This window comes from Streptomyces sp. NPDC048278, from assembly GCF_040652195.1.
Lineage (GTDB): Bacteria > Actinomycetota > Actinomycetes > Streptomycetales > Streptomycetaceae > Streptomyces.
Genome location: NZ_JBEZLP010000007.1, coordinates 222,455 through 247,423, shown reverse-complemented (window position 1 = coordinate 247,423; position 24,969 = coordinate 222,455). Strand labels below are relative to the sequence as shown.

Sequence of the window (24,969 nt, the reverse complement as noted above, 5' to 3'; positions counted from 1 at the left end):
CCCTGAGCCGGCCGACCCCGGCGGCCGGCTCAGGGCCGCAGACTGCTGACCAGGTCGGCAGTGGCGGTGAGCCCGCTGGTGATGGTCGGCGCCATGCTGGTGCTGGCCAGGAAGAACCCGAACAGCATGCAGACCAGGGCGTGTGAGATCTTCAGCGCGCCCTGGCGCATGAAGATCACGGCCAGCAACAGGAGCAGCAGCACCACAGAGATGGAAACGGCCATCGCGAACCTCCTCCGCCACGCCCGTTCCGGGGCGTTCGGCCGCAAGTGTGGCGTAGCGGAGGGTTGGCCCGTGCGGTTGACACGGCCCCCGTTCGAGTGGTCTTACGACGCCGCGTGGGCGTCCAGGAAGGCCTCCAGGCCTGCCAGGTCGTCGGTGTTGAAGTAGTCGATGCCGGCGGCGAACAGCTCGCTCCACAGCGCGTCGCGGGCGGGGCCGGCCATGTCGGGGGTGTTCCAGAAGCGCACCGTCTGACCGTGCGCGTGCGCCTGGCCGATGATGTCGAGCAGCTTCTGCCGCTCGGCGTCGGGGAACGCGCCCTCGCCGAGCCAGGTGAAGTTGAGCTGCCAGTTGTCGCTGATCAGCGGGACGAAGGAGGCGGGCGCCGAGGTGCCGAGGTCGGTGAGCCGGCCGTCGTAGAAGGCCCGGCGCACGGTCTGCGCCTCCATCGGCGTGCGCGCGGCGCGGTCACCGGAGATGACGTTGGTGACGGCACCGGGGATCACCCGGCCGTGGGCGTAGGTGGTGAACAGGTGCGGGTAGCGCCGCAGGTGCCGGTCGAGCTCCAGGTAGGTCGAGGAGCCCTCCGTCTTGATGTCGATGAGCAACTGCACCGGCCGGTGCCAACCCCGGTACACGGAACCGTGGTTGGCCTTGACGATGGCGGCCAGCGGGTCGAGGTACAGGGATTCGAGGGTGCGGCTCGGGTCGAGGTCGTCCGCGGTGTGGCCGATCAGGAGCTGGTCGCCGACGAGGAAGATGTCGGCCTCGACGCTCCCGAACCGGTGGCCGAGGGCGTCGTACAGGGGGTGGGTGTGCTCGTAGTCGTTGTGGGCGTGGGCACGCCACAGCGGTCGCCGACCACGCCGACCGCCGCCCGCCCAGGCCTGCGCGCCGGGCAGTACGACGGCGCCGGCGAGGGCGGCACCGAGGGTGGTGAGGGCTCTGCGACGGGTGGTGAGGGCCATGCTCTGCCTCCCTTGTAGGGCCATGAGTGACCCAAGGGAGTATGCGTGCGAACAGTGCCCAATTGGTTTATACGCGCAGGGAGTTGGCTGGACTGCCGTCCCAGGTTCACTTCAGGCGCCCCCGCCAGGGGCGCGGGGAACTGCGCGACCAGCCCCCACGCACCCGCACCCGACAACCGAAAATCAGGGCGCCTGAAGATCGACCAGCGCGCCCAGGGCCTCCCGATGCGCCCCCGCCGTACCAAAAGCAATCGAGTCCGCCTTGGCCCGCTTCAGATACAGATGGATCGGATGTTCCCAGGTCATCCCGATCCCCGCATGCAACTGCAGCGCCTCCTCGGCCGCATGTACGGCGACCGGCGCCGCATACGCCTGCGCAACGGCCACCAGCACATCGGCGTCCCCGCCGGAGGCCAGCGCATCGGCGGCACCCCTCGCGGCGGCCCGAAGGTTCACGACCTCCAGCCACAGCTGCGCCAGCCGGTGCTTGATCGCCTGGAACCCGCCCACCGGCCGGTTGAACTGCTTGCGCTCCTTGAGGTACCGCACGGTCTCGGTCAGCGCCCATTCGGCGACGCCGAACTGCTCGGCGGCCAGCAGCCCGGCCCCGGCCCGCAGGGCACGCCGTACCGCCGGCTCCGCGTCGCCCACACGCCGCCCGGCCGCCCCGTCCAGGGTCACCGTGGCGAGCGGCCGGGTCAGGTCGAAGGACACCTGCGGGGTGACGGTCACCGCGCCCGCCTCGACCGCGTACAGTCCGCCGTCGTCGCCGGGCACCAGCAGCACGTCGGCCGCGACCGCGTCCGCGATCCCGGTCAACTCGCCGTGCAGACGCCCGTCTTCGACACGTGCGGTCCTGAACTCGCCGCCCGGAGCCACGTGCAGCCCCACCGCCAGCGCCCCGACGGTCCGCCCGGACGCCAGCTTCCCGAGCAACTGCCCGTCGCCGCAGGCCAGCAGCGCCTCGGTCGCCACCACGGCACTGGTCAGATACGGCACCGGCGCGACCGCCCGTCCCAGCTCCTCCAGGACGACGGCGACCTCGCGGTGCGAGGCACCCTGGCCGCCCAGCTCCTCGGGGACCAGCAGGCCGGCGAGGCCCATGCCCTCGGTGAGGGCCTTCCAGGCCGCCGCGTCGTGCGGGGTGTCCGACTCGGTACGGGCGATGACGCCCGGCGCGTCGCAGTGGTCGGCGAGCAGGTCCCGCACCGCGGCGCGCAGCGCCTCTTCCTCCTCCGAGTACAGCAGGTCGGGCTGGGTGCTCTGCGTTGTCATCGGGCGAGGTCCTTCCACGCGACGTCCTTGTCGGTGCGCGGTTCGGCCGGCAGGCCCAGGACGCGCTCGGCGACGATGTTCAGCAGGACCTCGCTGGTCCCGCCCTCGATGCTGTTGCCCTTGGCCCGGAGGTAGCGGTATCCGGCGTCGCGGCCGGTGAAGTCGACCAGTTCGGGCCGGCGCATGGTCCAGTCGTCGTACAACAGGCCCTCTTCGCCCCGGAGTTCGACCTCAAGGCCGCTGATCTCCTGGTTGAGGCGGGCGAAGGCGAGCTTCATGCCGGCGCCCTCGGGACCGGGCTGTCCGGCGACCAGCTGCTGGCGCAGGCGCTCGGCGGTGAGGCGGGCGACCTCGGACTCCACCCACAGCTTCAGCAGCCGCTGGTGCAGGTCGTGGGTGCGCAGTTCGGGGCGTTCGCGCCAGGTCTTCACGACCGGGCCGATCATGCCGCCCTCGCGGGGCAGCCGCATGCCGCCGATCGCGACGCGCTCGTTGTTCAGCGTGGTCTGCGCGACCCGCCAGCCGTCGCCGATCGCGCCGAGGCGGCGGGAGTCGGGGATCCGGACGTCGGTGAGGAAGACCTCGTTGAACTCGGCCTCGCCGGTGATCTGCCGCAGCGGGCGGACGTCGACGCCGGGGTCGGTCATGTCGCAGATGAAGTAGGTGATACCCGCGTGCTTGGGCACGTCCGGGTCGGTGCGGGCGATGAGGATGGCCCAGCGGGCGTTGTGCGCGCCGGAGGTCCACACCTTCTGCCCGTTGACGACCCACTCGTCGCCTTCCCGCACGGCCCGGGTGCCCAGCGCGGCCAGGTCGGAGCCGGCGCCGGGCTCGCTGAACAGCTGGCACCAGACCTCCTCGCCGATCCACAGCGGTCGCAGGTAGCGCTGCTTCTGTTCCTCGGTGCCGTACTTCAGGATGGTCGGCGCGGCCATGCCGAGGCCGATGCCGTTGCGGCGCGAGTCGTTGTCGGGGGCGCCGGCGGCCTCCAGCTCCGCGTCCACGACGACCTGGAGGGAGCGGGGGGCACCGAGTCCGCCGAGGCCTTCCGGATAGTGCACCCAGGCGAGTCCGGCGTCGAAGCGGGCCTTGAGGAAGTCGAGCCGATCGGTGTTCTCCACCGGATACGCGGCCAGCAACTCGGCGGTGCGGCGCTGGAGTTCGGCGGCGTCGGTCATGCTGCGGCTCCGTTCGGCACGATGGTGACCCGGCCGGTGGTGACGCCGTCGCCGACCCGCTGCACGGCCGCGGCGGCTTCGGACAGCGGGACCCGCTCGCTCACCAGGGGCTTGATGGCGCCCTTGGCGGCCAGTTCGGTGAGCTGCCGGTGGCACTCCAGGATCAGCTTGGGGTTCTTGGTCGCGTACAGGCCCCAGTGCAGGCCCTGGATGGAGTAGTTCTTCACCAGGGCGTGGTTGAGCGCCGGGCTGGGGATGGTGCCGCTGGCGAAACCGACGACCACGATCCGGCCCTCGAAGGCGACCACCTTGGTGGACTGGGTGTAGGCCTCGCCGCCGACCGGGTCGTAGATCACGTCGGCGCCCCGGCCGCCGGTGGCCTCCTTGACGGCGGCGACGACGTCCTCGGCACGCCGGTCGACGACGACGTCACAGCCCTGCTCACGGGCGACGGCGGCCTTGTCGGCCCCGCCGACGACACCGATCACCGTCGCCCCCGCCGCCTTGCCGAGCTGCACGGCCGCGCTGCCGACCCCGCCGGCGGCGGCGTGCACGAGCAGCGTCTCGCCGGCCTGCAGGGCCGCCCTGCGGTGCAGGCCGAACCAGCCCGTCTGGTAGCCGATGTGCAGCGCGGCGGCCTCGGCGTCGTCCAGCGCGTCCGGCGCGGGCAGCAGCGCGGCGGCGTCGGCGACCGCGTACTCGGCGAAACCGCCGTGCGGCAGCGCGGGGTTGGCGATCACCCGGCGCCCGTCCTCGGTCTCGCCGCAGATCTCCACCCCGGGGGTGAACGGCAGCGGCGGGCGCACCTGGTAGTGGCCCCGGCACATCAGGACGTCCGGGAAGTTGATGTTGGCGGCACGCACCCTGAGCAGCACCTGGCCGTCGCCGGGCGTGGGCCGCTCCACCTCCTGGAGCCGCATCACCTCGCTCGGCTCGCCGTTCTCGTGCACTTGCCATGCCTGCATGCGGTGCCTCCACGGGACTGCGTCGACTGCGTCGTCTGACCGGGGTCCACCGCATACTAAGCGGTCGCTTGCCATGGAGGGAACAGCCGCCCGGGGGAACGCCGGAATCGTCGGGCCGGATTGCCGGACCGGATTGCCGGACCGGATTGCCGGACCGGATGCGTCACGCCCGCTTCGGACGGGCCCGCACGTGCATCCGCTCCCCCTGCGGCCCGAACAGGCTGAGGAACTCCACCGGCCCCTCCCCCGTCGACCCGAACCAGTGCGGCACCCGGGTGTCGAACTCGGCCGCCTCCCCCGCCCCCAGCACGACGTCGTGGTCACCGAGCACCAGCCGCAGCTTCCCGGACAGCACGTAGAGCCACTCGTAGCCCTCGTGGGTACGCGGCTCGGGTTCGAGTTTCCGCTTGGGTTCGAGCACCTTGAAGGCCTGCAGGCCGCCGGGCTGCCGGGTGAGCGGCAGGAACGTCCTGCCGTACCGCTCCATCGGCTTGGCCCGCACCCGGGGGTCGCCGGCCGGCGGGGCGCCGACCAGTTCGTCCAGGGGCACCTGGTGGGCCTGTGCGATCGGCAGCAGCAGCTCCAGGCTGGGCTTGCGCAGCCCCGATTCCAGCCGGGACAGGGTGCTGACCGAGATGCCGGTGGTCTCGGAGAGGGCGGCGAGGGTGACCTCCCGCTCCTTGCGGATCCGGCGCAGCCGGGGTCCCACGCCTGCCAGGACGTCGTCCGTAGTCATGGCTGCATTGCAGTTTCGGCAAAGACGTTTGTCAATCTGGCAGCGGCCGGGCCACCCTCGGCCGCGGAGGTGGTCACCTTGACCGATACGTACGAAGTGGTCGTCGTCGGAGGCGGCGCGGCCGGTCTGTCCGCCGCGCTGGTCCTGGGCCGGGCCCGGCGCCGCACCCTGGTCGTCGACGCCGGCGAGCCGCGCAACGCCCCGGCGGCCCACATGCAGGGCTTCCTGTCCCGGGACGGCATGGCGCCCGCGGAGTTCCTCGCGGTCGGCCGGGAGGAGATCGCCCGGTACGGCGTGGAGCTGGTCCGGGACCGGGCGGTGGGCGCGACGAAGGACGGCGCGGACGGCGCGGACGGCGCGGACGGGTTCACGGTGACGCTGGCGGGCGGGCGGACGGTCCGGGCCCGGCAGCTGGTCGTCGCCACCGGGCTGAAGGACGAGCTCCCGCCGGTCCCCGGGGTGGCCGAGCGCTTCGGCCGGGATGTGCTGCACTGCCCGTACTGCCACGGCTGGGAGGTCCGCGACCAGGCCTTCGGCGTGCTGGCCACCACCCCGATGAGCGTGCACCAGGCGCTGATGGTCACCCAGTGGTCCAAGGACGTGACCCTCTTCCTGCACCAGGTCGAGGAGACGGAGCTGACCGACGACGACCTGCGGCGGCTGGCCGCGGCCGGGGTGCGGGTGGTGCCGGGCGAGGTCGCCGGGCTGCGGATCGAGGACGACCGCCTGACGGGCGTACGGCTCGCGGAAGGGACCGTGCACGACCGGGAGGCACTGTTCGTCGCGCCCCGCCCGGTCCCGCGGAACGACCTGTTCCGCGAGTTGGGCGCGGAGCTGACGGAGACCCCCTTCGGCGCCTACCCGGTGATCGACGAACGGGGCCTGACGACCGTGCCCGGGCTGTGGGCGGCCGGAAACGCGAGCGGTTTCGCCGAGCAGGTGGTCAACGCGGCGAGCCGCGGCTACCGGGCCGGCGCCGCGATCAACGGCGAACTGCTCTTCGCCGACCTGGACGCGGCGGCACGGGCATAACCCGCGCCCGCCCACCGAACTGCGCCCCGGGCCCGCCCACCGAAGTCCCGCCCAGGCACGCCCGACGAAATCCGACCCAGGCACGCTCGGCGGAGTCCGCCCCGGGCACGGCCGACAGGGTGTGGTCCAGGCACGCCCTACAGGGTGTGGTCCGGGCCCGCCCGACGGAATCCGCCCCGGGCACGCCCGGCGGGGTGTGGTCCGGCGCCGCTCGTTGCACCATGGCTGCATGCTGCTGACCCGGCTCGCCGAAGTGTCCCGGGAGGTCGCCGCCACCGCGGCCAGGTCCCGCAAGACCGCGCTGCTCGCCGAGCTCTTCCGGGAGACGGCGCCCGACGACGTGCCGGTCGTCATCCCCTACCTGGCAGGACGGCTCCCGCAGGGCCGTCTCGGCGTCGGCTGGAAGGTGCTCGGCCGGCCCGTCCCGCCGGCCGCCGAACCCTCCCTCACGGTCCGCGGGGTCGACGCCCGGCTCGGCGAGCTCGGCAAGGTCTCGGGGGCCGGTTCGCAGGCCGAACGGGCCCGGATCGTGGACGAGTTGATGGGGGCCGCGACGGCGGACGAGCAGCGCTTCCTGCTGGGGCTGATCACCGGTGAGGTCCGGCAGGGCGCCCTGGACGCGGTCGCCGTCGAAGGGCTCGCGCAGGCGACCGGCGCGGAACCGGCCGACGTGCGCCGGGCGGTGATGCTCGCCGGTTCCCTCCAGACGGTGGCTGCGGCGCTGCTGGCGGACGGCCCGCCGGCCCTGGAGCGCTTCCGGCTCACCGTCGGCCGCCCGGTACTGCCCATGCTGGCCCATACCGCCTCCTCGGTCGCCGAGGCGGTGGCGAAGCTCGGCGGCTCGGCGGTCGAGGAGAAGCTGGACGGCATCCGGGTCCAGGTCCACCGGGACGGCGACACGGTACGGGTCTTCACCCGCACCCTGGACGACATCACCGACCGCCTGCCCGAGGTGACGGCCGCCGCGCGGGAGCTGGGCGGCGACCGGTTCGTCCTGGACGGCGAGGTGATCTCCTTCGACGCGGACGGACGGCCCCGCTCCTTCCAGGAGACGGCGGGCCGGGTCGGCTCCCGGACGGACGTGGCGAAGGCGGCCCGGGAGGTCCCGGTCTCCCCCGTCTTCTTCGACGCCCTCGCGGTCGACGGCCGCGACCTGCTCGACCTGCCCTTCGCCGGACGGCACGCGGAACTGGCCCGGCTGGTCCCGGAGCCGATGCGGGTCCGCCGGGCACTGGTGTCCGGTCCTGACGACACGCCGGCCGCCGAGGAGTTCCTCGCCGCCGCCCTGGACCGCGGCCACGAGGGCGTGGTCGTCAAGGGCCTCGACGCCCCCTACAGCGCCGGCCGCCGGGGCGCCTCCTGGCTGAAGGTGAAGCCCGTCCACACCCTGGACCTGGTCGTCCTGGCCGCCGAGTGGGGCCACGGCCGCCGTACCGGCAGGCTCTCCAACCTCCACCTCGGCGCCCGCAACCCGGACGGCAGCTTCGCCATGCTGGGCAAGACCTTCAAGGGACTGACCGACGCGTTGCTGGAGTGGCAGACCGCCCGGCTCGGGGAGCTGGCGGTCTCGGACAACGGCTGGGTGGTGACCGTACGCCCCGAACTCGTCGTCGAGATCGCCTACGACGGCCTCCAGCGGTCCACCCGCTATCCGGCCGGGGTGACCCTGCGTTTCGCCCGTGTCGTCCGCTACCGCGAGGACAAAAGGCCGGAGGAGGCCGATACGGTGGAGACCCTGCTGGCCGCCCACCCGGAGGTACGGCGTTGACGGAGCCGAAGCGCAGCGCCGGACTGCTGTTGTTCCGGCACACCGGCGAAGGCCTTGAGGTCCTGCTCGGCCATATGGGCGGGCCGTTCTTCGCCAAGAAGGACGCGGGCGCCTGGACCGTCCCCAAGGGTGAGTACGGGCCGGACGAACCCGCCTGGGAGGCGGCCCGCCGCGAGTTCCGGGAGGAGCTGGGCCTGGCGCCGCCGGACGGGGAGGCGATCGAACTGGGCGAGGTCCGGCAGGCGAACGGCAAGATCGTCACGGCGTGGGCGGTCGAGGCCGACCTGGACCCGGCCACCGTCGAGCCGGGCGTCTTCGTGATGGAGTGGCCGCCGCGGTCGGGCCGGATCCAGGAGTTCCCCGAGCTGGACCGGGTGGCCTGGCTGACCCCCGACCGGGCCCGTGAGGTGATCGTCGAGGCGCAGGCCGCGTTTCTCGACCGGCTGGCCGAGCACACGCGCTGAACAGCGCCCCCTACGTTGCGGTCGCCCCCGCCGCGCGGGAAGGTCATAGCAAGCCCGCTCCCAGGGAGGTCAGCCATGCCCATCGCGACGGTCAACCCGGCGACCGGTGAGACGCTCGAAACGTTCGAGGCCATGGACGAGGACGAGCTCGAACGCCGGCTCGAACTCGCCGAGGCGACGTTCCGCACGTACCGCACGAGCACCTTCGCCGAACGCGCCCGGCTGCTGCACCGGGCCGCCGACCTGCTCGACGGCGACCTGGACGGCATCGCGCGCACCATGACCACCGAGATGGGCAAGCCGCTGAAGCAGGCCCGTGCGGAGGCCGCCAAGTGCGCGAAGGCGATGCACTGGTACGCCGACCACGCGGAGGAGCTGCTGGCCGACGAGGAGCCGGCGGACGCGGACGTGAAGGACTCGGGCGCGTCCCGGGTGCGGGTGCGGTACCGCCCCATCGGGCCGGTGCTCGCCGTGATGCCGTGGAACTTCCCGCTCTGGCAGGTGGTCAGGTTCGCCGCGCCCGCACTGATGGCGGGCAACGTGGGCCTGCTCAAGCACGCGTCCAACGTCCCGCAGACCGCCCTGTACCTGGAGGACCTGTTCCACCGGGCCGGCTTCACCGAGGGCTGCTTCCAGACCCTGCTGATCGGCTCGGGCGCGGTCGACGACGTCCTGCGCGACGAGCGGGTGCGGGCGGCGACGCTCACCGGCAGCGAGCCCGCGGGCCGTGCGGTCGCCGCCACCTCAGGCGAGATGATCAAGAAGACGGTGCTGGAGCTGGGCGGCAGCGACCCGTACGTGGTGATGCCCTCGGCGGACATCGACCGCGCCGCGAGGATCGCGGTGACGGCGCGCGTGCAGAACAACGGGCAGTCGTGCATCGCCGCGAAGCGGTTCATCGTGCACACGGCCGTCTACGACGCGTTCGCGGAGCGGTTCGTGGCGGGTATGGCCGCGCTGCGCACGGGCGACCCGATGGACGAGTCGACGGACGTCGGACCGCTGGCGAGCGCGCAGGGGCGCACGGACCTGGAGGAGCTGGTCGAGGACGCGAAGCGGTCGGGTGCGGAGGTGCTGTGCGGCGGGCAGCGGCCGGAGGGGCCCGGCTGGTACTACCCGCCGACCGTCCTCGCCGGGATCCACCGCGACATGCGCATCCACCGCGAGGAGGCGTTCGGTCCTGTGGCCACGCTGTACCGGGCCGCGGACCTGGACGAGGCGGTCCTCATCGCCAACGACTCGCCCTTCGGGCTGAGTTCGAACGTGTGGACGCGGGACGAGGCCGAGGTGGACCGGTTCGTGCGGGATCTGGAGGCCGGCGGCGTGTTCGTCAACGGCATGACCGCCTCCCACCCGGCGTTTCCGTTCGGCGGGGTGAAGCGGTCCGGATACGGCCGTGAGCTGTCCGGGCACGGAATCCGGGAGTTCTGCAACATCACGACTGTTTGGCAGGGTGCGTGAGGGTTGCACGACTACGATCCCGAGTGTGAACCGCGAAGTGACCCTGCCTCTGATCGTCGACGACCGCGGGACCTTGCAGGTGGCCGCGGCCGACGTGAGTAAGTTGTTGCGGACGTTGGGGGCACGGTGGCTGCGTCTGGTGGAGGCCGACGAGGGTGGGCTGGACGAGGACACGGTGGCTGCGCTGACCATCGAGCTGGCGAAGCTGGCCGATCGGATCGACGTGGCTTGTATCGCCCATAGCAGTGGGGAGTAGGGGTGGTTCGGCGGGTGCGGGTTGTGTGGGGCTGGTCGCGCCCACGCGGCGGCAGCCGCAAATCGACACAGCCCCGCGCCCCTAGGGGGTTTGGCCCAACGCCGACCAGAACATCGCCTCATAGGCCTGGAGCAGGCGGCCGTAGGTGTACGCCGAGCTCGTGTCGAGTCGGCCAGTGTCCAGTCCCGCCTGCACCGCTGCCTCGGCCTGCTCGTCCAGGGTCGGGGCCGGTTCGGCGAAGAAGTCGAAGAAGGCGCAGGCCTCGTCGGTGAAGCCGTAGTGCTCGCGCAGGCCCCGCGCGATGGCGGCGCAGTACGTCCCCCACGTCGCGAAGTTGGCCGTGATGGCGAGGACGGCGTCCGCCGGGGCCGCGTTGAGGGCGAGCCAGGAGATGTACGCCGGGTACGCCTGGCAGCCCGCCAGGGGCTCGTACGCCTGCCTGCGCTCTTCGTCCACGTCGCACGCCTCGGCGAACGCGCCCAGCCGCTCTGCCGCCAGCTCCTCGCCCTCGGCGAGCATGGTGAAGAACCCGGCGGCCTCGGGCTCCCCGGAGGCGCGCTGCGCCAGATGCAGGAACGCGTGCCGGTCGGCGGGGATCACCCGGTGTTGTTCCAGGGCAAGTGCGGCGAGTGTCTCCAGGCTCGCCCGGCCGCTGGCCACGAGGGGGACCAATGGGTTGGCGTTCGGCTCCGGGGCCAGCTCTGACCTGGTCGTTCTCAGCATTTCCGCGGCCGTTCCGGGCATCGCGTCCTCCTCGTCGGGATACCTCTGTGCTGATCCGACCCTGACACGGGGTCACCGGTTCGGAGTAGTTCGGCGCGAGATCATCGCCCTCACGGGTGATCGTGAGGGAACCACCTCCTGAGGTGAACCACCTCTCTGACCGGTCGGGCCCAAACCCACCGGAAGGCTGAAAGCAGGCACGGTTCATGGCGACTTTGTGCAAACCCTCAGTGTCGGTCCCGGAGTACGTGATCACGATGGAGGAGACGCTGGAACTGGCGCGCTCCCACCACGAGAACCACCCGCAGCTGCCGTTGGCGCTGAGACTGATCGAGAACACGGGCGTTCGCACCCGGCACATCGTGCAGCCGATCGAGGAGACCCTGAAGCACCCCGGCTTCGAGGAGCGCAACAAGCTCTACGAGGTCGAGGCCAAGTCCCGGGTCCCCGCAGTCATCCAGCGAGCGCTCGACGACGCCGAGCTGCTCACCACCGACATCGACGTGATCATCTACGTCTCGTGCACGGGCTTCATGATGCCCTCGCTCACCGCGTGGCTGATCAACGAGATGGACTTCGACTCCACCACCCGCCAGATCCCCATCGCGCAGCTCGGCTGCGCGGCCGGCGGAGCGGCGATCAACCGGGCGCACGACTTCTGCTCGGCGTACCCGAACGCCAACGCCCTCATCGTGGCCTGCGAGTTCTGCTCGCTGTGCTACCAGCCGACCGACCTCGGCATCGGCTCGCTGCTCTCCAACGGCCTCTTCGGCGACGGCATCGCCGCCGCCGTGGTCCGCGGCCAGGGCGGCACGGGCGTCGAGCTCGAACGCAACGGCTCGTACCTGATCCCGAAGACCGAAGAGTGGATCATGTACGACGTGCGGGCCACCGGGTTCCACTTCCTGCTGGACAAGCGGGTCCCGGCGACGATGGAGCCGCTGGCGCCGGCGCTACAGGACCTGGCGGGGCTGCACGGCTGGGACGCCTCCGACCTGGACTTCTACATAGTCCACGCGGGTGGGCCGCGCATCCTGGACGACCTGAGCAAGTTCCTCCAGGTCGACCCGCACGCCTTCCGGTTCAGCCGGGCCACGCTCACCGAGTACGGCAACATCGCGAGCGCCGTCGTCCTGGACGCACTGCGCCGGATGTTCGACGAGGGCGGTGCCGAGCACCAGGCGCGCGGCCTGCTGGCCGGGTTCGGTCCCGGCATCACCGCGGAGATGTCGCTGGGTCGCTGGCGGCGTCCGGGCGAAGAGGCGGCTCGGTAGAGATGGCACTCACCGAACCGCTCGACCCCGCCGACGAGGCGGCCGAGCAGGCCACCGCCGAGGCAGCCGGTGAGGCCGCCTGCCAGGTCCGGCACTGGGAAGTGCCGGACCTGGCGGGGGTGGACTTCGACCCCACCCTGGCCGAGCTGATGCGGGAGGGTCCGGTCACCCGGATCCGGCTTCCCAACGGCGAGGGCTGGGCGTGGCTGGTCACCCGGTACGACGACGTACGCAGGGTGGCCAACGACCCCCGGTTCAGCCGTGAGGCGGTGATGGCGCAGCCGGTCACCCGGCTCGCCCCGCACTTCATCCCGGACCCGGGCGCGGTCGGCTTCCTGGACCCGCCCGACCACACGCGGTTGCGCCGTACGGTGGCCCCCGCGCTCACGTCCAAGGGCGTGGAGCGGGTCCGGGAGAAGGCCCGCCTGGTCCTGGACGAGATCATCGACGGGCTCGTCCAGGACGGGCCGCCCGCCGACCTCACGTCGGCGGTGCTCAGCCCGTTCCCCATCGCGGTGATCTGCGAGGTGATGGGCGTACCGGCGGCCGACCGGCACAGCATGCACCTGTGGACCCAGCTGATCCTGTCCTCCAGCCACGGCAAGGAGGTCAGCGAGCAGGCCAAGCGCGAGATGCGGGCCTGCTTCGCCGACCTGATCGGGCTGCGGGAGGACAGCACGGGCGAGGACGTGTGCTCGCTGCTGGGCGCCGCGGTGGGCCGCGGCGAGGTCGCTCTGGAGGAGGCCGTCGGTCTGGCCGTCCTCCTCCAGATCGGCGGCGAGGCGGTCACCAACAACAGCGGGCAGATGTTCTACCTGCTGCTGACCCGCCCCGAGCTCCTCGACCGGCTGCGCACCGATCCGGCGATCCGCCCCCGGGCGATCGACGAGCTCCTGCGCTGGATCCCGCACCGCAGCGCGGTCGGCCTGTCCCGGATCGCCACGCAGGACGTGGAGATCAAGGGCGTCCGGATCCGCGCGGGCGACGCGATCTACGTCTCGTACCTGGCCGCCAACCGCGACCCGGCCGTCTTCCGGGACCCCGAGACGATCGACTTCGCCCGTAGCCCCAACCCTCATGTGTCCTTCGGGTTCGGCCCGCACTACTGTCCCGGCGGCCAGCTCGGCAGGCTCGAGGAGGAACTCCTCGTCGACGCCCTGCTCGACCGGCTGCCCGGGATGCGGCTCGCCGTACCCCCGGAGCAGGTGCCCTTCCGAAAGGGCGCGCTGATCCGGGGACCCGAGACCCTTCCGGTGACCTGGTGAGCTGCCCATGACCACGACCGAAGGACTCCTCGTACCGCCGGGCCACGGGCGCGTGGTCCACACGCCGGCCCAGCGTGTCACCTTCAAGGTGACGGGAACGCACTCGCGGACGGCCTCCACCTTCGAGGTGGACGTCCCGCCGGGCTTCGACGTGGGCGCCCATGTGCACACCCGCAGCGAGGAACTGTTCTACGTCCTCGAAGGCGAGCTGGACGTCCTCGCCTTCGAGCCCCGCATCCGCACCCCCGACAACTGGCAGAAGTGGGAGTCCAGTTCGGGCACGCGGGTGGTACGGGCAACCCCGGGCACGCTGATCGCCGTGCCCCCGGGCTGCCCCCACGCCTTCGCCAACCCGACGGACGCTCCGGCGCGGATGTTCTTCCAGTCCTCCCCGCCGCCCGACCACGAGCGCTACTTCGAGGAGCTCCTGGAGATCCTGGGCAGCGGCGGCCCTCCGGACCACGAGGCGATCGAGGTACTCCGCAAGCGCTACGACATCGAACAACTCACGCCTTTGAAGCACCGGTGAGGCGGAGCGCCCCGTCAGGGGCGCTGGGGGTACCCCCGGCCGAAGGCTGGGGGAGGAACTGCGCGAGCAACCACAACGCACCGTGGGCCCGCAACGCACCCGCACCCCCACGGCGCTACCGGATCGGCATCCCCGACAGCGTACGGGCGATCACCAGCCGCTGGATCTCACTCGTGCCCTCGAAGATCGTGTAGATCGCCGCGTCCCGGTGCATGCGCTCCACCGGGTACTCCCGCGTGTACCCGTTGCCGCCCAGGATCTGGATCGCCTGGGCGGTCACCTTCTTCGCCGTCTCGCTCGCGAACAGCTTCGACATCGACCCCTCGGCCGCGGTGAACGGCTTCCCGTTGATCGCCATCCAGGAGGCCCGCCACACCAGCAGCCGGGCCGCGTCGACGGCCGTCCGCATGTCCGCGAGCTGGAAGGCGATGCCCTGGTTGTCGATGATCGGCCGCCCGAACTGCTCACGGGTCACGGCGTAGTCGAGGGCGACCTCGTAGGCGGCGCGCGCCGTGCCGACGGCCATCGCCCCGACGGCCGGCCGCGAGGCCTCGAACGTGGCCATCGCCGCGTTCTTCACGCGCTCACCGCCCGACTTCGCCCGCTCCCGGGCCCGGGCGAGGCGCTCGTCCAGCTTCTCCTTGCCGCCGAGCAGGCAGGACCCGGGCACCCGGGCGTCGTCCAGGACGACCTCGGCGGTGTGCGAGGCGCGGATCCCGTGCTTCTTGAACTTCTGGCCCTGGGACAGCCCGGGCGTCCCCGGCGGGACGATGAAGGAGGCGTGGCCCTTGGAGCCGAGCTCCGGGTCGACGACCGCGACGACGACGTGGACGTTGGCGATGCCGCCGTTGGTCGCCCAGGTCTTCGTGCCGTTGAGCACCCACTCGTCCTTGGCCTCGTCGTAGACGGCCCGGGTGCGCATCGAGCCGACGTCGGAGCCGGCGTCGGGCTCGGAGGAACAGAACGCGGCGACCTTGACGTCGTTGGGGTCGCCGTACATCTGGGGGATCCAGGTGCCGATCTGCTCCTCGGTGCCGTTGGCGAGGACGCCGACGGCGGCGAGGCCCGTGCCCACGATGGACAGGGCGATGCCCGCGTCGCCCCAGAACAGCTCCTCCATGGCCATCGGGATGCCGAGACCGGTGGGGTCGAAGTACTGCTGGGCGTAGAAGTCGAGGGAGTAGATGCCGACCTTCGCGGCTTCCTGGATGACCGGCCAGGGGGTCTCCTCACGCTCGTCCCATTCGGCGGCTGCGGGACGGATGACGTCGGCGGCGAAACCGTGCAGCCAGTCCCGGACCTCCTTCTGTTCGTCGTTGAGTTCCATGGTGAACTCGGCCATGACCCCTCCAGCGGCGGCGCATAATGTGTTACTAGCGGTAACCCGAGTCTGTTACTCGTCGGTAGGAAAAGTCAACTCCCAAGGTCACCTCGGCAGCCAGTTCGAGAGCAGATGGCCGTCAGGTGTTAGTTTGCGCAGGCGTCACCGATAAGAGCACGGGGTGGGGAGAGCAGATGGACACCACGCAGCGGACCGAACAGCAGCGGTCGGCCGACCGCCGACGGCGCGAGCTGCTGGAGGCCGCCGACCGAGTGGTGCTGCGCGACGGCCCACAGGCTTCCATGAACGCCATCGCAGCCGAGGCAGGCATCACCAAACCCATCCTCTACCGCCACTTCGGCGACAAGAGCGGGCTGTACGCGGCGCTGGCCACCCGGCACACGGACGCGCTGCTGAACTCGCTGCGGGCCGCGCTGGACGCTCCCGCGGAGCGCCGTGAGCGGGTCGAGGCGACCTTGGACACATACCTCACGGCGATCGAGGCGCGGCCCCAGGTGTACCGGTTCCTGATGCACCCCGCGGAGGGCAGCACCGGGTCCGACCAGGGGTTCGACGTGGGCAAGCACTCGGCTCCGCTGCTGCGGCGGATGGGCGAGGAGCTGGCGCAGGTCATCGAGGACCGGCTGGACCTGGGGCCGAACAGTCAGCAGCTGGCGCGGGTGTGGGGGCACGGGATCGTCGGGATGATGCATGCGGCGGGGGACTGGTGGCTGGGGGAACGGCCCTGCTCTCGTGCGGAACTGGTGAAGAGTTTGGCGGACCTTCTGTGGGGGCGGCTTGCTGCGGCGGGCGACAAAATAGGAGGTCCTGGGTTCTGAAGGTCGTGCGTCGTCGCACGGCCGGTGGGGGCTGGTCGCGCAGTTCCTCCCCCAGCCTTCGGCCGGGGGTACCCCCAGCGCCCCTTTGGGGCGCGCTTCCGCTCACCGGCTCCAAGAAGATCTGGCCACCTGTCGCATCAGCCTGCGCCTGCGCCAGCCCGTGACATGGTCGGCGTAGACGTGGCCCTCCAGGTGGTCGGTCTCGTGCTGGAGGCAGCGGGCGAAGAAGCCGGTTCCGTGGATCGTGATCGGGTCGCCCGTCGCCGTGAAGCCCTCCACCACCGCGTGGTCGTAGCGTTCCGTGCCCGCCTCCAGGCCCGGCAGGGACAGGCAGCCCTCCGGGCCACGGAGGGTCACGCCGTCCGCCGCCACCAGGCGCGGGTTGACCACGTGACCGAGGTGGCGGACCTCGTCGTCGTCGGGGCAGTCGAAGACGAACACCCGCAGCGACTCCCCCACCTGGTTCGCCGCCAGGCCCACGCCCTCCGCCGCGTACATCGTCGCGAACAAGTCCTCCACCAGCCGGGAGAGTTCGGGGCCGAAGTCGGTGACCTCCGCGCAGCGGGCGTGCAGGACGGGGTCGCCGAGCAGGGTGAGAGGCCGGACCCGCCCGCGGGCGCCCGGAATGGAACCGTGTCGCATGGCCGCAAGGGTACGGTTCGGATGGGCCCCTGCTCGCCGCGCAGGCATGGGCCGGAATTCGGGTGTGCGAATGGATCTCGATAGGCTGAGGTGCACACCACGTTGCCGGATGGCTCAGGCGCGGCGCGTACGCAAGGAGGATCGAGAACTGATGGCAGGCAACTCGGACCCGCTCACGCCGCGGGCCAAGATCGCCGTGACCGCGGGCAAGGCGGTCGCGGCGGCGTCCCGTGCCGCGGGGCGCGGCAGCGGATCCGTGATCGGCGGCCGGGTGGCGCTCAAACTCGACCCCGACCTTCTCGCCCGGCTCGCCCAGAACCTGGACGTGACCCTCGTCTCGGCGACGAACGGCAAGACGACCACCACCAGGCTCATCGCCGAGGCGCTGAAGGCCGCGGGTCCGGTCGTCTCGAACGCGCTCGGGGCCAACATGCCGGCCGGCATCACGTCGGCGCTGGCAGGCGGCTCGGAGTCCAAGTTCGGCGTGATCGAGGTCGACGAGAAGTACCTGGCCGGAGTGGCCCGGGACACCGACCCGAAGTGCATCGCACTGCTGAACCTCTCGCGCGACCAGCTCGACCGGGCCGCCGAGACCCGGATGCTCGCCGAGAACTGGCGGGAGGGGCTGGCCGGGTCGAAGGCCGTCATCGTGGCGAACTGCGACGACCCGCTGGTGGTCTGGGCCGCGTCCTCCTCCCCCAACGTGATCTGGGTCGCCGCCGGGCAGATGTGGAAGGACGACGCCTGGTCCTGCCCGTCCTGCGGTGGCGTGATGCAGCGCCCGGGCGACGACTGGTTCTGCGGCGAGTGCGGGTTCCGGCGGCCGACGCCGAGCTGGGTGCTCTCCGGGGACCACGTCCTCGACCCGCACGGGTCCGCCTGGCCGATCCACCTTCAGCTGCCGGGCCGCGCCAACAAGGCGAACGCCGCCTCGTCGGCCGCCGTCGCCGCCGTCTTCGGGGTGCCGCCGCAGGTCGCCCTGGAGCGGATGTACCAGGTGCAGGCCGTCGCGGGACGGTACGACGTCGTGCAGTTCCAGGGACGCGACCTGCGGCTGCTCCTTGCCAAGAACCCGGCCGGCTGGCTGGAGACGTTCTCGCTGATCGACCCGGCGCCGGCGCCGGTGATCCTCTCGGTGAACGCGCGCGGCGCGGACGGCACCGACACCTCCTGGCTGTGGGACGTGGACTACACGCGCCTGACCGGCCACCCGATCTTCGTCCTCGGCGACCGCAAGCTGGACCTCGCGGTGCGGCTGGAGGTCGCGAACCAGCACTTCCAGGTCTGCGACTCCCTCGACCAGGCCGTGCAGATGTGCCCGCCCGGCCGGATCGAGGTCATCGCGAACTACACCGCGTTCCAGGACCTGCGCCGCCGCGTCGGCAACTGACCACGAAGGACGAACAGTTCATGAGCGACAACCAACTGCGGCTGGTGTGGATCTACCCGGACCTGCTCAGCACCTACGGCGACCAGGGCAACGCGCTCGTCGTGGAGCGGCGGGCCCGGCAGCGCGGTCTGGACGTGGCCCGGCTCGACGTGCGCAGCGACCAGCCGATCCCGACCTCCGGCGACATCTACCTGATCGGCGGCGGCGAGGACCGTCCGCAGCGGCTCGCCGCCGAGCGGCTGCGCCGCGACGGGCACCTGTACCGGGCGGTGGAGAACGGCGCGATCGTGTTCTCCGTCTGCGCGGGCTACCAGATCCTCGGCCACGAGTTCATCAACGACCTCGGGCAGCGCGAGCCGGGCCTCGGCCTGCTCGACGTGACGACCGTGCGCGGGACCGGCGAGCGGTGCGTCGGTGACGTCCTCGGCGACATCGACCCGCGGCTCGGCCTGCCCCCGCTGACCGGCTTCGAGAACCACCAGGGCGTCACGCAGCTCGGCCCTACCGCCCGCCCCTTCGCCCGGGTCAAGCTGGGCCGGGGCAACGGCACCGGGGACGGCACGGAGGGCGCGTACAACGAGACCGTCTTCGGCACCTACATGCACGGGCCGGTCCTCGCCCGCAACCCGCTCATCGCCGACCTGCTGCTGAAGCTGGCGCTGGACGTCAACGCGCTGCCGCCGATCGACGACCGCTGGTACGAGGCGCTCCGCAACGAGCGCATCGCAGCCGCCCAGCAGCCCGCCTGAGCTGCGTCGGAACGGCCGGTTCCGGGCCCGCCTGACAGGGTGTCCGCTCACATGTGCGGGCACGTCCAGCAGGCGGACGCCCGGTACGGAACGACCCCCTTGCGCCGGTAGGGTGGCCGCGATGTCAGCCGGACAGCGTGGTCCGGTCTCCGGCCCACGTGGAGAAGGTTGTTTCGGGCTATGCGCATTGGTGTCCTCACGTCCGGCGGCGACTGCCCCGGCCTGAACGCCGTCATCCGGTCCGTCGTGCACCGTGCCGTCGCCGACCACGGCGACGAGGTCATCGGCTTCCGGGACGGCTGGAAGGGCCTCCTGGAGTGCGACTACCTCAAGCTCGACCTCGACGCCGTGGCCGGCATCCTGGCCCGCGGCGGCACCATCCTCGGATCGTCCCGGGTCCAGCCCTCGCACCTGCGTGACGGCGTGGAGCGGGCCAGGGGCCATGTCGCCGAGCTCGGGCTCGACGCGATCATCCCGATCGGCGGCGAGGGCACGCTGAAGGCGGCCCGGCTGATGTCCGACGCGGGTCTGCCGATCGTGGGCGTCCCGAAGACCATCGACAACGACATCGCTGTCACCGACGTGACCTTCGGCTTCGACACCGCCGTGGGGGTCGCCACCGAGGCCCTCGACCGGCTGAAGACCACCGCCGAGTCCCACCAGCGGGTGCTGGTCGTGGAGGTCATGGGCCGGCACACCGGCTGGATCGCCCTGCACTCCGGCATGGCGGCCGGCGCCCACGCCATCGTCGTACCGGAACGGCCCTTCGACATCGAGGAGTTGGCCCGCCGGGTCGGCGAGCGGTTCGAGGCGGGCAAGCGGTTCGCGATCGTCGTCGCGGCGGAGGGTGCCAAGCCGAAGGCCGGCACGATGGCCTTCGACGAGGGCGGCAAGGACATCTACGGTCACGAGCGGTTCGCCGGGATCGCCCGGCAGCTCTCCGTCGAGCTGGAGCAGCGGCTCGGCAAGGAGGCGCGGCCGGTCATCCTCGGGCACGTGCAGCGGGGTGGCACGCCGACGGCGTACGACCGCGTGCTGGCGACGCGGTTCGGGTGGCATGCGGTGGAGGCGGTGCACGGGGGGAGGTTCGGCCACATGACGGCGCTGCAGGGGACGGAGATCGTCATGGTGCCGTTGGCCGAAGCGGTGGAGACGTTGAAGACGGTTCCCTCCGGGCGGTACGACGAGGCGGAGACCGTGCTTTAGGGGGTGCGGTCGTGTGTCGTCTGCGGGTGCGTGGGGGCTGGTCGCGCAGTTCCCCGCGCCCCTGACGGGGCGCTGCTGTGCCCCCGGTCGCAAAGGCGCCCGGGGGCGGTTCTAATCTGGGGTCGGCAGTAAACGTACAACCCCCCACGAATCAGGAGCCGACGGATGGATCACAGCGGGCACGGCATGATGATGGATCTGCCGCCGTTCACGCTGGGGCGCGGGCTGGAGTGGTCGGCGGATCCCTTCTTCCTCGTCGCGTGTCTCGCGGGGCTCGCGCTGTACGGGTGGGGTGTGGTGCGGCTGTGGCGGCGCGGGGACGCGTGGTCCGTGGGGCGCACGGTGTCGTTCGTCGTCGGGGTGCTGACCATCATGCTCGTGATGTGCACCAGGCTGAACGACTACGGGATGGTCATGTTCAGCGTGCACATGGTGCAGCACATGGTCATCAGCATGCTGTCGCCGATCTTCATCCTGCTGGGCGCGCCGATGACGCTCGCGCTGCGTGCGCTGCCCGTCGCCGGAAAGGGGCGGAAGGGGCCCCGTGAGCTGCTGCTGGCCCTGCTGCACAGCCGGTACATGCGGATCATCACCCATCCCGCCTTCACCATCCCGCTGTTCATCGCGAGCCTGTACGCGCTCTACTTCACCCCGCTGTTCGACTTCCTGATGGGCTCGAAGGCCGGGCACATCGCGATGATGGTGCACTTCCTCGCCGTCGGTGTCGTCTTCTTCTGGCCGATCATCGGCGTCGACCCGGGCCCGCACCGGCCGGGGTATCTCATGCGGATGCTGGAGCTGTTCGCGGGCATGCCGTTCCACGCGTTCTTCGGCATCGCGTTGATGATGGCGTCGGAGCCGATGGTCGAGACCTTCAAGAACCCGCCCGCCTCGCTCGGCATCGACGCGCTCTCCGACCAGAACGCGGCCGGCGGGATCGCCTGGGCGTTCAGCGAGATCCCGTCGGTACTGGTGCTGATCGCCCTGCTCTTCCAGTGGTACGGCTCCGAGCAGCGTCAGGCCCGGCGCACGGACCGGGCCGCCGACCGGGACGGCGACAAGGAGCTCGAGGCGTACAACGCGTATTTGGCCTCACTGAACGCACGCGAGGGCTGACCGGGGCACCATGGAGGGAGTCGGACCCTGAGGAGGGTGTCGCGATGCCCGGTTCTGCGAACGGCTCGAACGGTGCGACCAAGGCGATGGGGGTGCTCACCGTCGGCGGCCTGGTGGTGGTGACCGCCTACACCGTGGCCCTCGGCAGCAACGGCTGGCTCTGGTTCGGCTGGGTGGTCCTGGGCCTGCTGACCCTGGCCATGGTCGTCACCCAGAGCAACTGACCTGACACCCTCGCCTGTAGCGCCCTAAAGGGGCGCGGGGAACTGCGCGACCAGCCCCCACGGCGCGGCAGACAACGACGGCGCCGCGGAGCGCTAGTGCACCCCGGCCTGGTACTTCGGCAACCGCGCGGTGATCTTCATCCCCGCCCCGGGCGCCGTCTCGATGACCAGCCCGTGGTCGTCGCCGTACACCTGGCGGAGCCGGTCGTCGACGTTGGACAGGCCGATCCCCCCGGACGGGCTCGTCTCGCCCGCGAGGATGCTGCGCAGCAGGACCGGGTCCATGCCCGCGCCGTCGTCCTCGATGACGACCAGGGCCTCGGCGCCCTCGTCCTGCGCGGTGATCTGGATGTGGCAGGTGCCGGTCTTGCCTTCGAGGCCGTGTTTGACGGCGTTCTCCACCAGCGGCTGGAGGCAGAGGAAGGGCAGGGTGACCGGCAGCACCTCGGGGGCGATCTGCAGCGTGACCGTGAGGCGGTCGCCGAAGCGGGCCCGGACCAGCGCCAGGTAGTGGTCGATGGCGTGGAGTTCGTCGGCGAGGGTGGTGAAGTCGCCGTGCCTGCGGAACGAGTAGCGGGTGAAGTCGGCGAACTCCAGCAGCAGCTCGCGGGCGCGCTCGGGGTCGGTGCGGACGAACGAGGCGATCACCGCGAGCGAGTTGAAGATGAAGTGCGGGGAGATCTGGGCGCGCAGGGCGCGGATCTCGGCCTCGATGAGCCGGGTGCGGGAGCGGTCCAGGTCGGCCAGCTCCAGCTGGACGCTGACCCAGCGGGCGACCTCGCCGGCCGCCCGGACCAGGACGGCGGACTCGCGCGGGGCACAGGCGACCAGGGTGCCGTGGACGCGGTCGTCGACGGTGAGGGGCGTGACCACCGCCCAGCGGACCGGACAGTCGGGGTGCTCGCAGTGCAGGCGGAAGGCCTCGCCGCGGCCGGACTCCAGCGGCCCGGCGAGCCGTTCCATGATCTCGGTGCGGTGGTGGTCGCCGACGCCGTCCCAGACCAGCAGGTTGTCGTGGTCGGTGAGGCAGAGCGCGTCGGTGCCGAGCAGGGTGCGCAGTCGGCGGGCCGAGCGGCGGGCGGTCTCCTCGGTGAGGCCCGCGCGCAGCGGCGGCGCGGCGAGGGAGGCGGTGTGCAGGGTCTCGAAGGTGGCGTGCTCGACGGGGGTGCCGAGGCCGCCGAGACTCTCGGGGCGTGCGGTGCGGCGGCCGAGCCAGAAGCCGGCGGCGAGGAGCGGGAGTACGGCCACGAGGAGGCCGGCCAGGAACCCGGTCACGCCTTGACCTCCGCGCGCAGCTCTTCGGGCAGGTGGAAGCGGGCCAGGATCGCGGCCGTCCCGGGCGGTACCCGGCCGGGGGTCGCCAGGGAGACCAGGATCATGGTGAGGAAGCCCAGCGGGACGGACCAGAGGGCGGGCCAGGCGAGCAGGGCGTGCAGGCTCCCGGTGCCGGGCAGGTCGGCCATCGTCGCGGCCACCGCGCAGAACGCCGAGCCGCCGCCGGCCAGCATCCCGGCCGCCGCGCCGGGCGGGGTCAGCCGGCGCCACCAGATGCCGAGGACCAGTAACGGGCAGAAGGAGGAGGCGGAGACGGCGAAGGCCAGTCCGACGGCGTCGGCGACCGGCAGGCCGCCCACCAGGACGCTGGCGGCCAGCGGTACGGCCATGGCGAGGACGGTCCCGAGTCTGAAGTGCCGTACGCCGCGGGCCGGGAGGACGTCCTGGGTGAGGACGCCGGCGACGGCCATGGTGAGGCCGGAGGCGGTGGAGAGGAACGCGGCGAAGGCGCCGCCCGCCACCAGCGCGCCGAGCAGCTCGCCGCCGAGGCCGCCGACGACCCGGTCGGGCAGCAGCAGGACGGCGGCGTCCGTCTCTCCGGTGAGGGTGAGCTCGGGGGTGTAGAGGCGGCCTAGGGCACCGTAGACGGGCGGCAGCAGGTAGAAGAGGCCGATCAGGGCGAGCACGGCGACCGTGGTGCGGCGGGCGGCGACGCCGTGCGGGCTGGTGTAGAAGCGGACGACGACGTGCGGCAGGCCCATGGTGCCGAGGAAGGTGGCGAGGATCAGTCCGTACGTGGCGTACAGCGGGCGTTCCTCGCGGCTCTCGGCGAGCGAGGTGGACATGCCGCCGTTGGTGCCCCGGTCGGTGGCGGGGACACGGGTGCCCTCGGCGAAGGTCAGGCGGGTACCGGCGGTGATGCGGTGGGTGCCCTCGGGGAGGGTGACCCTGGCGTCCTCGTGCCGCCGGCCGTCGACGGTGCCGGTGACGGTGACCGTGAGCGGGCGGTCGAGCTTGAGGGAGAGGGTGTCCTGGACGGTTACGGCGCGCTGGGTGCGGAAGGTGGCCGGTTCGTCGAAGGCGTGGGTGGGGGCGCCCGCGCTCTGCCAGGCGAGGACGAGGAAGAGGGCGGGGACGAGCAGGGCGGTGAGCTTCAGCCAGTACTGGAAGGCCTGCACGAAGGTGATGCTGCGCATGCCGCCGGCCGCCACGGTGGCGACGACGACCACGGCCACGATGAGCCCGCCGAGCGCGTCGGGGGCGCCGGTGAGGACCGCCAGCGTCAGTCCGGCGCCCTGGAGTTGGGGCAGCAGGTAGAGCCAGCCGACGCCGACGACGAACGCCCCGGCCAGTCGTCGTACCGGCTGCGAGGCGAGCCGGGCCTCGGCGAAGTCGGGGAGGGTGTAGGCGCCGGAGCGGCGCAGCGGGGCGGCGACGAAGAGCAGCAGGACGAGGTAGCCGGCGGTGTAGCCGACCGGGTACCAGAGCATGTCGGGGCCCTGGACGAGGACCAGTCCCGCGATGCCCAGGAAGGAGGCGGCGGAGAGGTACTCGCCGCTGATCGCGGCGGCGTTCAGGCGGGGGCCGACGGTGCGGGAGGCGACGTAGAAGTCGGAGGTGGTCCGGGAGATGCGCAGGCCGAAGGCGCCGACGAGGACGGTCGCGACGACGACGAGGGCGACCGCCGGGACGGCGTAGCCGGAGTTCATCTGGGTTCGTCCGAGCTGGAGTTCATCGGTCCTCGACGAGGCGGACGAAGTCCTCCTCGTTGCGTTCGGCGCGGCGCACGTACCAGCGGGCGAGCAGGATCAGCGGGGCGTAGAGGCAGAAGCCGAGCACCAGCCACTCCAGGCGGCGGGCCTCGGGGGCGGCGGCGAAGACCAGCGGGAGCGGCCCGACGAGCAGCACCAGGACGGCGAACACGGTGAGAGCGACGCGCAGTTGGCTGCGCATGAGGGAGCGGACGTAGGTGTGGCCGAGGGTGGTCTGCTCGTCGATCTCGGTGCGCGGCCGGTAGTAGCCGGAGGTACGGCGGCTGCGGCGGGGCGGGCCGGTGACGGTGACCCGGCGCTCGGCGGGGTCCGCGGCCAC

General features: G+C 71.7%; 26 protein-coding genes. 14 read left to right on the top strand and 12 right to left on the bottom strand.

Going from position 1 to position 24,969, the window contains the following annotated elements:
* Window positions 1–29 precede the first annotated feature (29 nt).
* From AB0D74_RS15705 to AB0D74_RS15680, 6 genes are all read right to left on the bottom strand, one after another.
* Window positions 30–224, bottom strand: coding sequence for a hypothetical protein (locus AB0D74_RS15705; protein ID WP_093505948.1), 195 nt, complete (start codon window positions 222–224; stop codon window positions 30–32).
* 102 nt (window positions 225–326) lie between these two features.
* Window positions 327–1,190, bottom strand: coding sequence for a phosphatidylinositol-specific phospholipase C/glycerophosphodiester phosphodiesterase family protein (locus AB0D74_RS15700; RefSeq protein ID WP_362585730.1), 864 nt, complete (start codon window positions 1,188–1,190; stop codon window positions 327–329).
* 183 nt (window positions 1,191–1,373) lie between these two features.
* The gene (locus AB0D74_RS15695; protein WP_362585727.1) at window positions 1,374–2,465 is read right to left on the bottom strand and encodes an acyl-CoA dehydrogenase family protein; all 1,092 of its coding nucleotides are present in this window, start codon (window positions 2,463–2,465) and stop codon (window positions 1,374–1,376) included.
* Window positions 2,462–3,643, bottom strand: coding sequence for an acyl-CoA dehydrogenase family protein (locus AB0D74_RS15690; RefSeq protein WP_362585725.1), 1,182 nt, complete (start codon window positions 3,641–3,643; stop codon window positions 2,462–2,464). Before AB0D74_RS15690 ends, AB0D74_RS15695 begins: the two co-directional genes overlap by 4 nt.
* Window positions 3,640–4,608 (bottom strand): NADPH:quinone oxidoreductase family protein, encoded by a 969-nt coding sequence (locus AB0D74_RS15685; RefSeq protein ID WP_362585722.1) that lies wholly within the window; start codon window positions 4,606–4,608, stop codon window positions 3,640–3,642. Before AB0D74_RS15685 ends, AB0D74_RS15690 begins: the two co-directional genes overlap by 4 nt.
* A gap of 163 nt (window positions 4,609–4,771) precedes the next feature.
* Window positions 4,772–5,344: an XRE family transcriptional regulator gene (locus tag AB0D74_RS15680; RefSeq protein ID WP_362585719.1), complete on the bottom strand. Its 573-nt coding sequence runs from the start codon at window positions 5,342–5,344 to the stop codon at window positions 4,772–4,774.
* A 69-nt stretch (window positions 5,345–5,413) separates the two neighbouring features.
* Between AB0D74_RS15680 and AB0D74_RS15675 the strand changes: the two genes are divergently transcribed.
* The 5 genes from AB0D74_RS15675 to AB0D74_RS15655 all read left to right on the top strand — a co-directional run bounded on the left by AB0D74_RS15675 (window position 5,414) and on the right by AB0D74_RS15655 (window position 10,325).
* A complete protein-coding gene (locus tag AB0D74_RS15675) occupies window positions 5,414–6,376 on the top strand; it encodes an NAD(P)/FAD-dependent oxidoreductase (protein WP_362585716.1) in 963 nt (320 codons plus the stop codon).
* 229 nt (window positions 6,377–6,605) lie between these two features.
* A complete protein-coding gene (locus tag AB0D74_RS15670; protein WP_362585712.1) occupies window positions 6,606–8,144 on the top strand; it encodes an ATP-dependent DNA ligase in 1,539 nt (512 codons plus the stop codon).
* Window positions 8,141–8,608 (top strand): NUDIX domain-containing protein, encoded by a 468-nt coding sequence (locus tag AB0D74_RS15665; protein WP_362585709.1) that lies wholly within the window; start codon window positions 8,141–8,143, stop codon window positions 8,606–8,608. The genes AB0D74_RS15670 and AB0D74_RS15665 overlap by 4 nt, the downstream gene beginning before the upstream one ends.
* 75 nt (window positions 8,609–8,683) lie before the next feature.
* Window positions 8,684–10,069, top strand: a complete 1,386-nt coding sequence (locus tag AB0D74_RS15660; protein WP_362585706.1) for an NADP-dependent succinic semialdehyde dehydrogenase — start codon at window positions 8,684–8,686, stop codon at window positions 10,067–10,069.
* Window positions 10,070–10,094: 25 nt separating this feature from the next.
* Window positions 10,095–10,325 carry a DUF6213 family protein gene (locus tag AB0D74_RS15655; RefSeq protein ID WP_089105419.1) on the top strand — a complete coding sequence of 77 codons (231 nt, stop codon included), beginning with the start codon at window positions 10,095–10,097 and terminating at the stop codon, window positions 10,323–10,325.
* An 81-nt stretch (window positions 10,326–10,406) separates the two neighbouring features.
* On the opposite strand, the gene AB0D74_RS15650 is transcribed toward AB0D74_RS15655, so the two are convergent.
* Window positions 10,407–11,069 carry a transcriptional regulator gene (locus tag AB0D74_RS15650; protein WP_362585702.1) on the bottom strand — a complete coding sequence of 221 codons (663 nt, stop codon included), beginning with the start codon at window positions 11,067–11,069 and terminating at the stop codon, window positions 10,407–10,409.
* 185 nt (window positions 11,070–11,254) lie between these two features.
* Between AB0D74_RS15650 and AB0D74_RS15645 the strand changes: the two genes are divergently transcribed.
* Genes AB0D74_RS15645 through AB0D74_RS15635 form a run of 3 tightly spaced genes read left to right on the top strand, consistent with a single transcriptional unit; the run spans window position 11,255 to window position 14,116 of the window.
* The gene (locus tag AB0D74_RS15645) at window positions 11,255–12,322 is read left to right on the top strand and encodes a type III polyketide synthase (protein ID WP_362585700.1); all 1,068 of its coding nucleotides are present in this window, start codon (window positions 11,255–11,257) and stop codon (window positions 12,320–12,322) included.
* A 2-nt stretch (window positions 12,323–12,324) separates the two neighbouring features.
* On the top strand, window positions 12,325–13,587 hold the full coding sequence (locus tag AB0D74_RS15640; protein ID WP_362585698.1) for a cytochrome P450: 1,263 nt from the start codon (window positions 12,325–12,327) through the stop codon (window positions 13,585–13,587).
* Between the two features lie 7 nt (window positions 13,588–13,594).
* Entirely contained in the window at window positions 13,595–14,116 is a 522-nt protein-coding gene (locus AB0D74_RS15635; protein WP_362585695.1) for a cupin domain-containing protein, read from the top strand.
* Window positions 14,117–14,231: 115 nt separating this feature from the next.
* Here AB0D74_RS15635 and AB0D74_RS15630 read toward each other — a convergent pair whose 3' ends face one another.
* Window positions 14,232–15,458 carry an acyl-CoA dehydrogenase family protein gene (locus AB0D74_RS15630; protein ID WP_362585692.1) on the bottom strand — a complete coding sequence of 409 codons (1,227 nt, stop codon included), beginning with the start codon at window positions 15,456–15,458 and terminating at the stop codon, window positions 14,232–14,234.
* Between the two features lie 173 nt (window positions 15,459–15,631).
* On the opposite strand from AB0D74_RS15630, the gene AB0D74_RS15625 reads away from it, so the two are divergent.
* A complete protein-coding gene (locus tag AB0D74_RS15625) occupies window positions 15,632–16,276 on the top strand; it encodes a TetR family transcriptional regulator (RefSeq protein ID WP_362585690.1) in 645 nt (214 codons plus the stop codon).
* Between the two features lie 102 nt (window positions 16,277–16,378).
* Here the strand turns inward: AB0D74_RS15625 and def are convergent, their stop codons facing one another.
* Entirely contained in the window at window positions 16,379–16,918 is a 540-nt protein-coding gene (def, locus tag AB0D74_RS15620) for a peptide deformylase (RefSeq protein ID WP_362585687.1), read from the bottom strand.
* A gap of 151 nt (window positions 16,919–17,069) precedes the next feature.
* On the opposite strand from def, the gene AB0D74_RS15615 reads away from it, so the two are divergent.
* The 5 genes from AB0D74_RS15615 to AB0D74_RS15595 all read left to right on the top strand — a co-directional run bounded on the left by AB0D74_RS15615 (window position 17,070) and on the right by AB0D74_RS15595 (window position 21,603).
* Window positions 17,070–18,308 carry a MurT ligase domain-containing protein gene (locus AB0D74_RS15615; protein ID WP_362585684.1) on the top strand — a complete coding sequence of 413 codons (1,239 nt, stop codon included), beginning with the start codon at window positions 17,070–17,072 and terminating at the stop codon, window positions 18,306–18,308.
* Window positions 18,309–18,328: 20 nt separating this feature from the next.
* Window positions 18,329–19,057 carry a glutamine amidotransferase gene (locus tag AB0D74_RS15610; RefSeq protein ID WP_351499378.1) on the top strand — a complete coding sequence of 243 codons (729 nt, stop codon included), beginning with the start codon at window positions 18,329–18,331 and terminating at the stop codon, window positions 19,055–19,057.
* 180 nt (window positions 19,058–19,237) lie between these two features.
* The gene (locus tag AB0D74_RS15605) at window positions 19,238–20,263 is read left to right on the top strand and encodes a 6-phosphofructokinase (protein ID WP_362585680.1); all 1,026 of its coding nucleotides are present in this window, start codon (window positions 19,238–19,240) and stop codon (window positions 20,261–20,263) included.
* A 165-nt stretch (window positions 20,264–20,428) separates the two neighbouring features.
* Window positions 20,429–21,379, top strand: coding sequence for a cytochrome c oxidase assembly protein (locus AB0D74_RS15600; RefSeq protein WP_362585677.1), 951 nt, complete (start codon window positions 20,429–20,431; stop codon window positions 21,377–21,379).
* A gap of 44 nt (window positions 21,380–21,423) precedes the next feature.
* The gene (locus AB0D74_RS15595) at window positions 21,424–21,603 is read left to right on the top strand and encodes a hypothetical protein (protein WP_293996352.1); all 180 of its coding nucleotides are present in this window, start codon (window positions 21,424–21,426) and stop codon (window positions 21,601–21,603) included.
* Window positions 21,604–21,696: 93 nt separating this feature from the next.
* Here the strand turns inward: AB0D74_RS15595 and AB0D74_RS15590 are convergent, their stop codons facing one another.
* The 3 genes from AB0D74_RS15590 to AB0D74_RS15580 are packed head-to-tail and all read right to left on the bottom strand — an operon-like array spanning window position 21,697 to window position 24,969.
* The gene (locus tag AB0D74_RS15590; RefSeq protein WP_362585673.1) at window positions 21,697–22,878 is read right to left on the bottom strand and encodes a histidine kinase; all 1,182 of its coding nucleotides are present in this window, start codon (window positions 22,876–22,878) and stop codon (window positions 21,697–21,699) included.
* Entirely contained in the window at window positions 22,875–24,587 is a 1,713-nt protein-coding gene (locus AB0D74_RS15585; RefSeq protein ID WP_362585670.1) for a cation acetate symporter, read from the bottom strand. Before AB0D74_RS15585 ends, AB0D74_RS15590 begins: the two co-directional genes overlap by 4 nt.
* A gap of 22 nt (window positions 24,588–24,609) precedes the next feature.
* Complete coding sequence (locus AB0D74_RS15580) at window positions 24,610–24,969, bottom strand: hypothetical protein (RefSeq protein WP_362585667.1); 360 nt, start codon at window positions 24,967–24,969, stop codon at window positions 24,610–24,612.

Bases quoted from the DNA above. Each gene is read 5' to 3' on its own strand.
- AB0D74_RS15600 (WP_362585677.1), top strand. From the start codon at position 20,429: ATGGATCACAGCGGGCACGGCATGATGATGGATCTGCCGCCGTTCACG.
- AB0D74_RS15660 (WP_362585706.1), top strand. From the start codon at position 8,684: ATGCCCATCGCGACGGTCAACCCGGCGACCGGTGAGACGCTCGAAACG.
- AB0D74_RS15610 (WP_351499378.1), top strand. From the start codon at position 18,329: ATGAGCGACAACCAACTGCGGCTGGTGTGGATCTACCCGGACCTGCTC.
- AB0D74_RS15615 (WP_362585684.1), top strand. From the start codon at position 17,070: ATGGCAGGCAACTCGGACCCGCTCACGCCGCGGGCCAAGATCGCCGTG.
- AB0D74_RS15695 (WP_362585727.1), bottom strand. From the start codon at position 2,465: ATGACAACGCAGAGCACCCAGCCCGACCTGCTGTACTCGGAGGAGGAA.
- AB0D74_RS15700 (WP_362585730.1), bottom strand. From the start codon at position 1,190: ATGGCCCTCACCACCCGTCGCAGAGCCCTCACCACCCTCGGTGCCGCC.
- AB0D74_RS15645 (WP_362585700.1), top strand. From the start codon at position 11,255: ATGGCGACTTTGTGCAAACCCTCAGTGTCGGTCCCGGAGTACGTGATC.
- AB0D74_RS15640 (WP_362585698.1), top strand. From the start codon at position 12,325: ATGGCACTCACCGAACCGCTCGACCCCGCCGACGAGGCGGCCGAGCAG.
- AB0D74_RS15635 (WP_362585695.1), top strand. From the start codon at position 13,595: ATGACCACGACCGAAGGACTCCTCGTACCGCCGGGCCACGGGCGCGTG.
- AB0D74_RS15680 (WP_362585719.1), bottom strand. From the start codon at position 5,344: ATGACTACGGACGACGTCCTGGCAGGCGTGGGACCCCGGCTGCGCCGG.
- AB0D74_RS15705 (WP_093505948.1), bottom strand. From the start codon at position 224: ATGGCCGTTTCCATCTCTGTGGTGCTGCTGCTCCTGTTGCTGGCCGTG.
- AB0D74_RS15650 (WP_362585702.1), bottom strand. From the start codon at position 11,069: ATGCCCGGAACGGCCGCGGAAATGCTGAGAACGACCAGGTCAGAGCTG.
- AB0D74_RS15585 (WP_362585670.1), bottom strand. From the start codon at position 24,587: ATGAACTCCGGCTACGCCGTCCCGGCGGTCGCCCTCGTCGTCGTCGCG.
- AB0D74_RS15595 (WP_293996352.1), top strand. From the start codon at position 21,424: ATGCCCGGTTCTGCGAACGGCTCGAACGGTGCGACCAAGGCGATGGGG.
- def (WP_362585687.1), bottom strand. From the start codon at position 16,918: ATGCGACACGGTTCCATTCCGGGCGCCCGCGGGCGGGTCCGGCCTCTC.
- AB0D74_RS15630 (WP_362585692.1), bottom strand. From the start codon at position 15,458: ATGGCCGAGTTCACCATGGAACTCAACGACGAACAGAAGGAGGTCCGG.
- AB0D74_RS15685 (WP_362585722.1), bottom strand. From the start codon at position 4,608: ATGCAGGCATGGCAAGTGCACGAGAACGGCGAGCCGAGCGAGGTGATG.
- AB0D74_RS15625 (WP_362585690.1), top strand. From the start codon at position 15,632: ATGGACACCACGCAGCGGACCGAACAGCAGCGGTCGGCCGACCGCCGA.
- AB0D74_RS15670 (WP_362585712.1), top strand. From the start codon at position 6,606: ATGCTGCTGACCCGGCTCGCCGAAGTGTCCCGGGAGGTCGCCGCCACC.
- AB0D74_RS15605 (WP_362585680.1), top strand. From the start codon at position 19,238: ATGCGCATTGGTGTCCTCACGTCCGGCGGCGACTGCCCCGGCCTGAAC.
- AB0D74_RS15690 (WP_362585725.1), bottom strand. From the start codon at position 3,643: ATGACCGACGCCGCCGAACTCCAGCGCCGCACCGCCGAGTTGCTGGCC.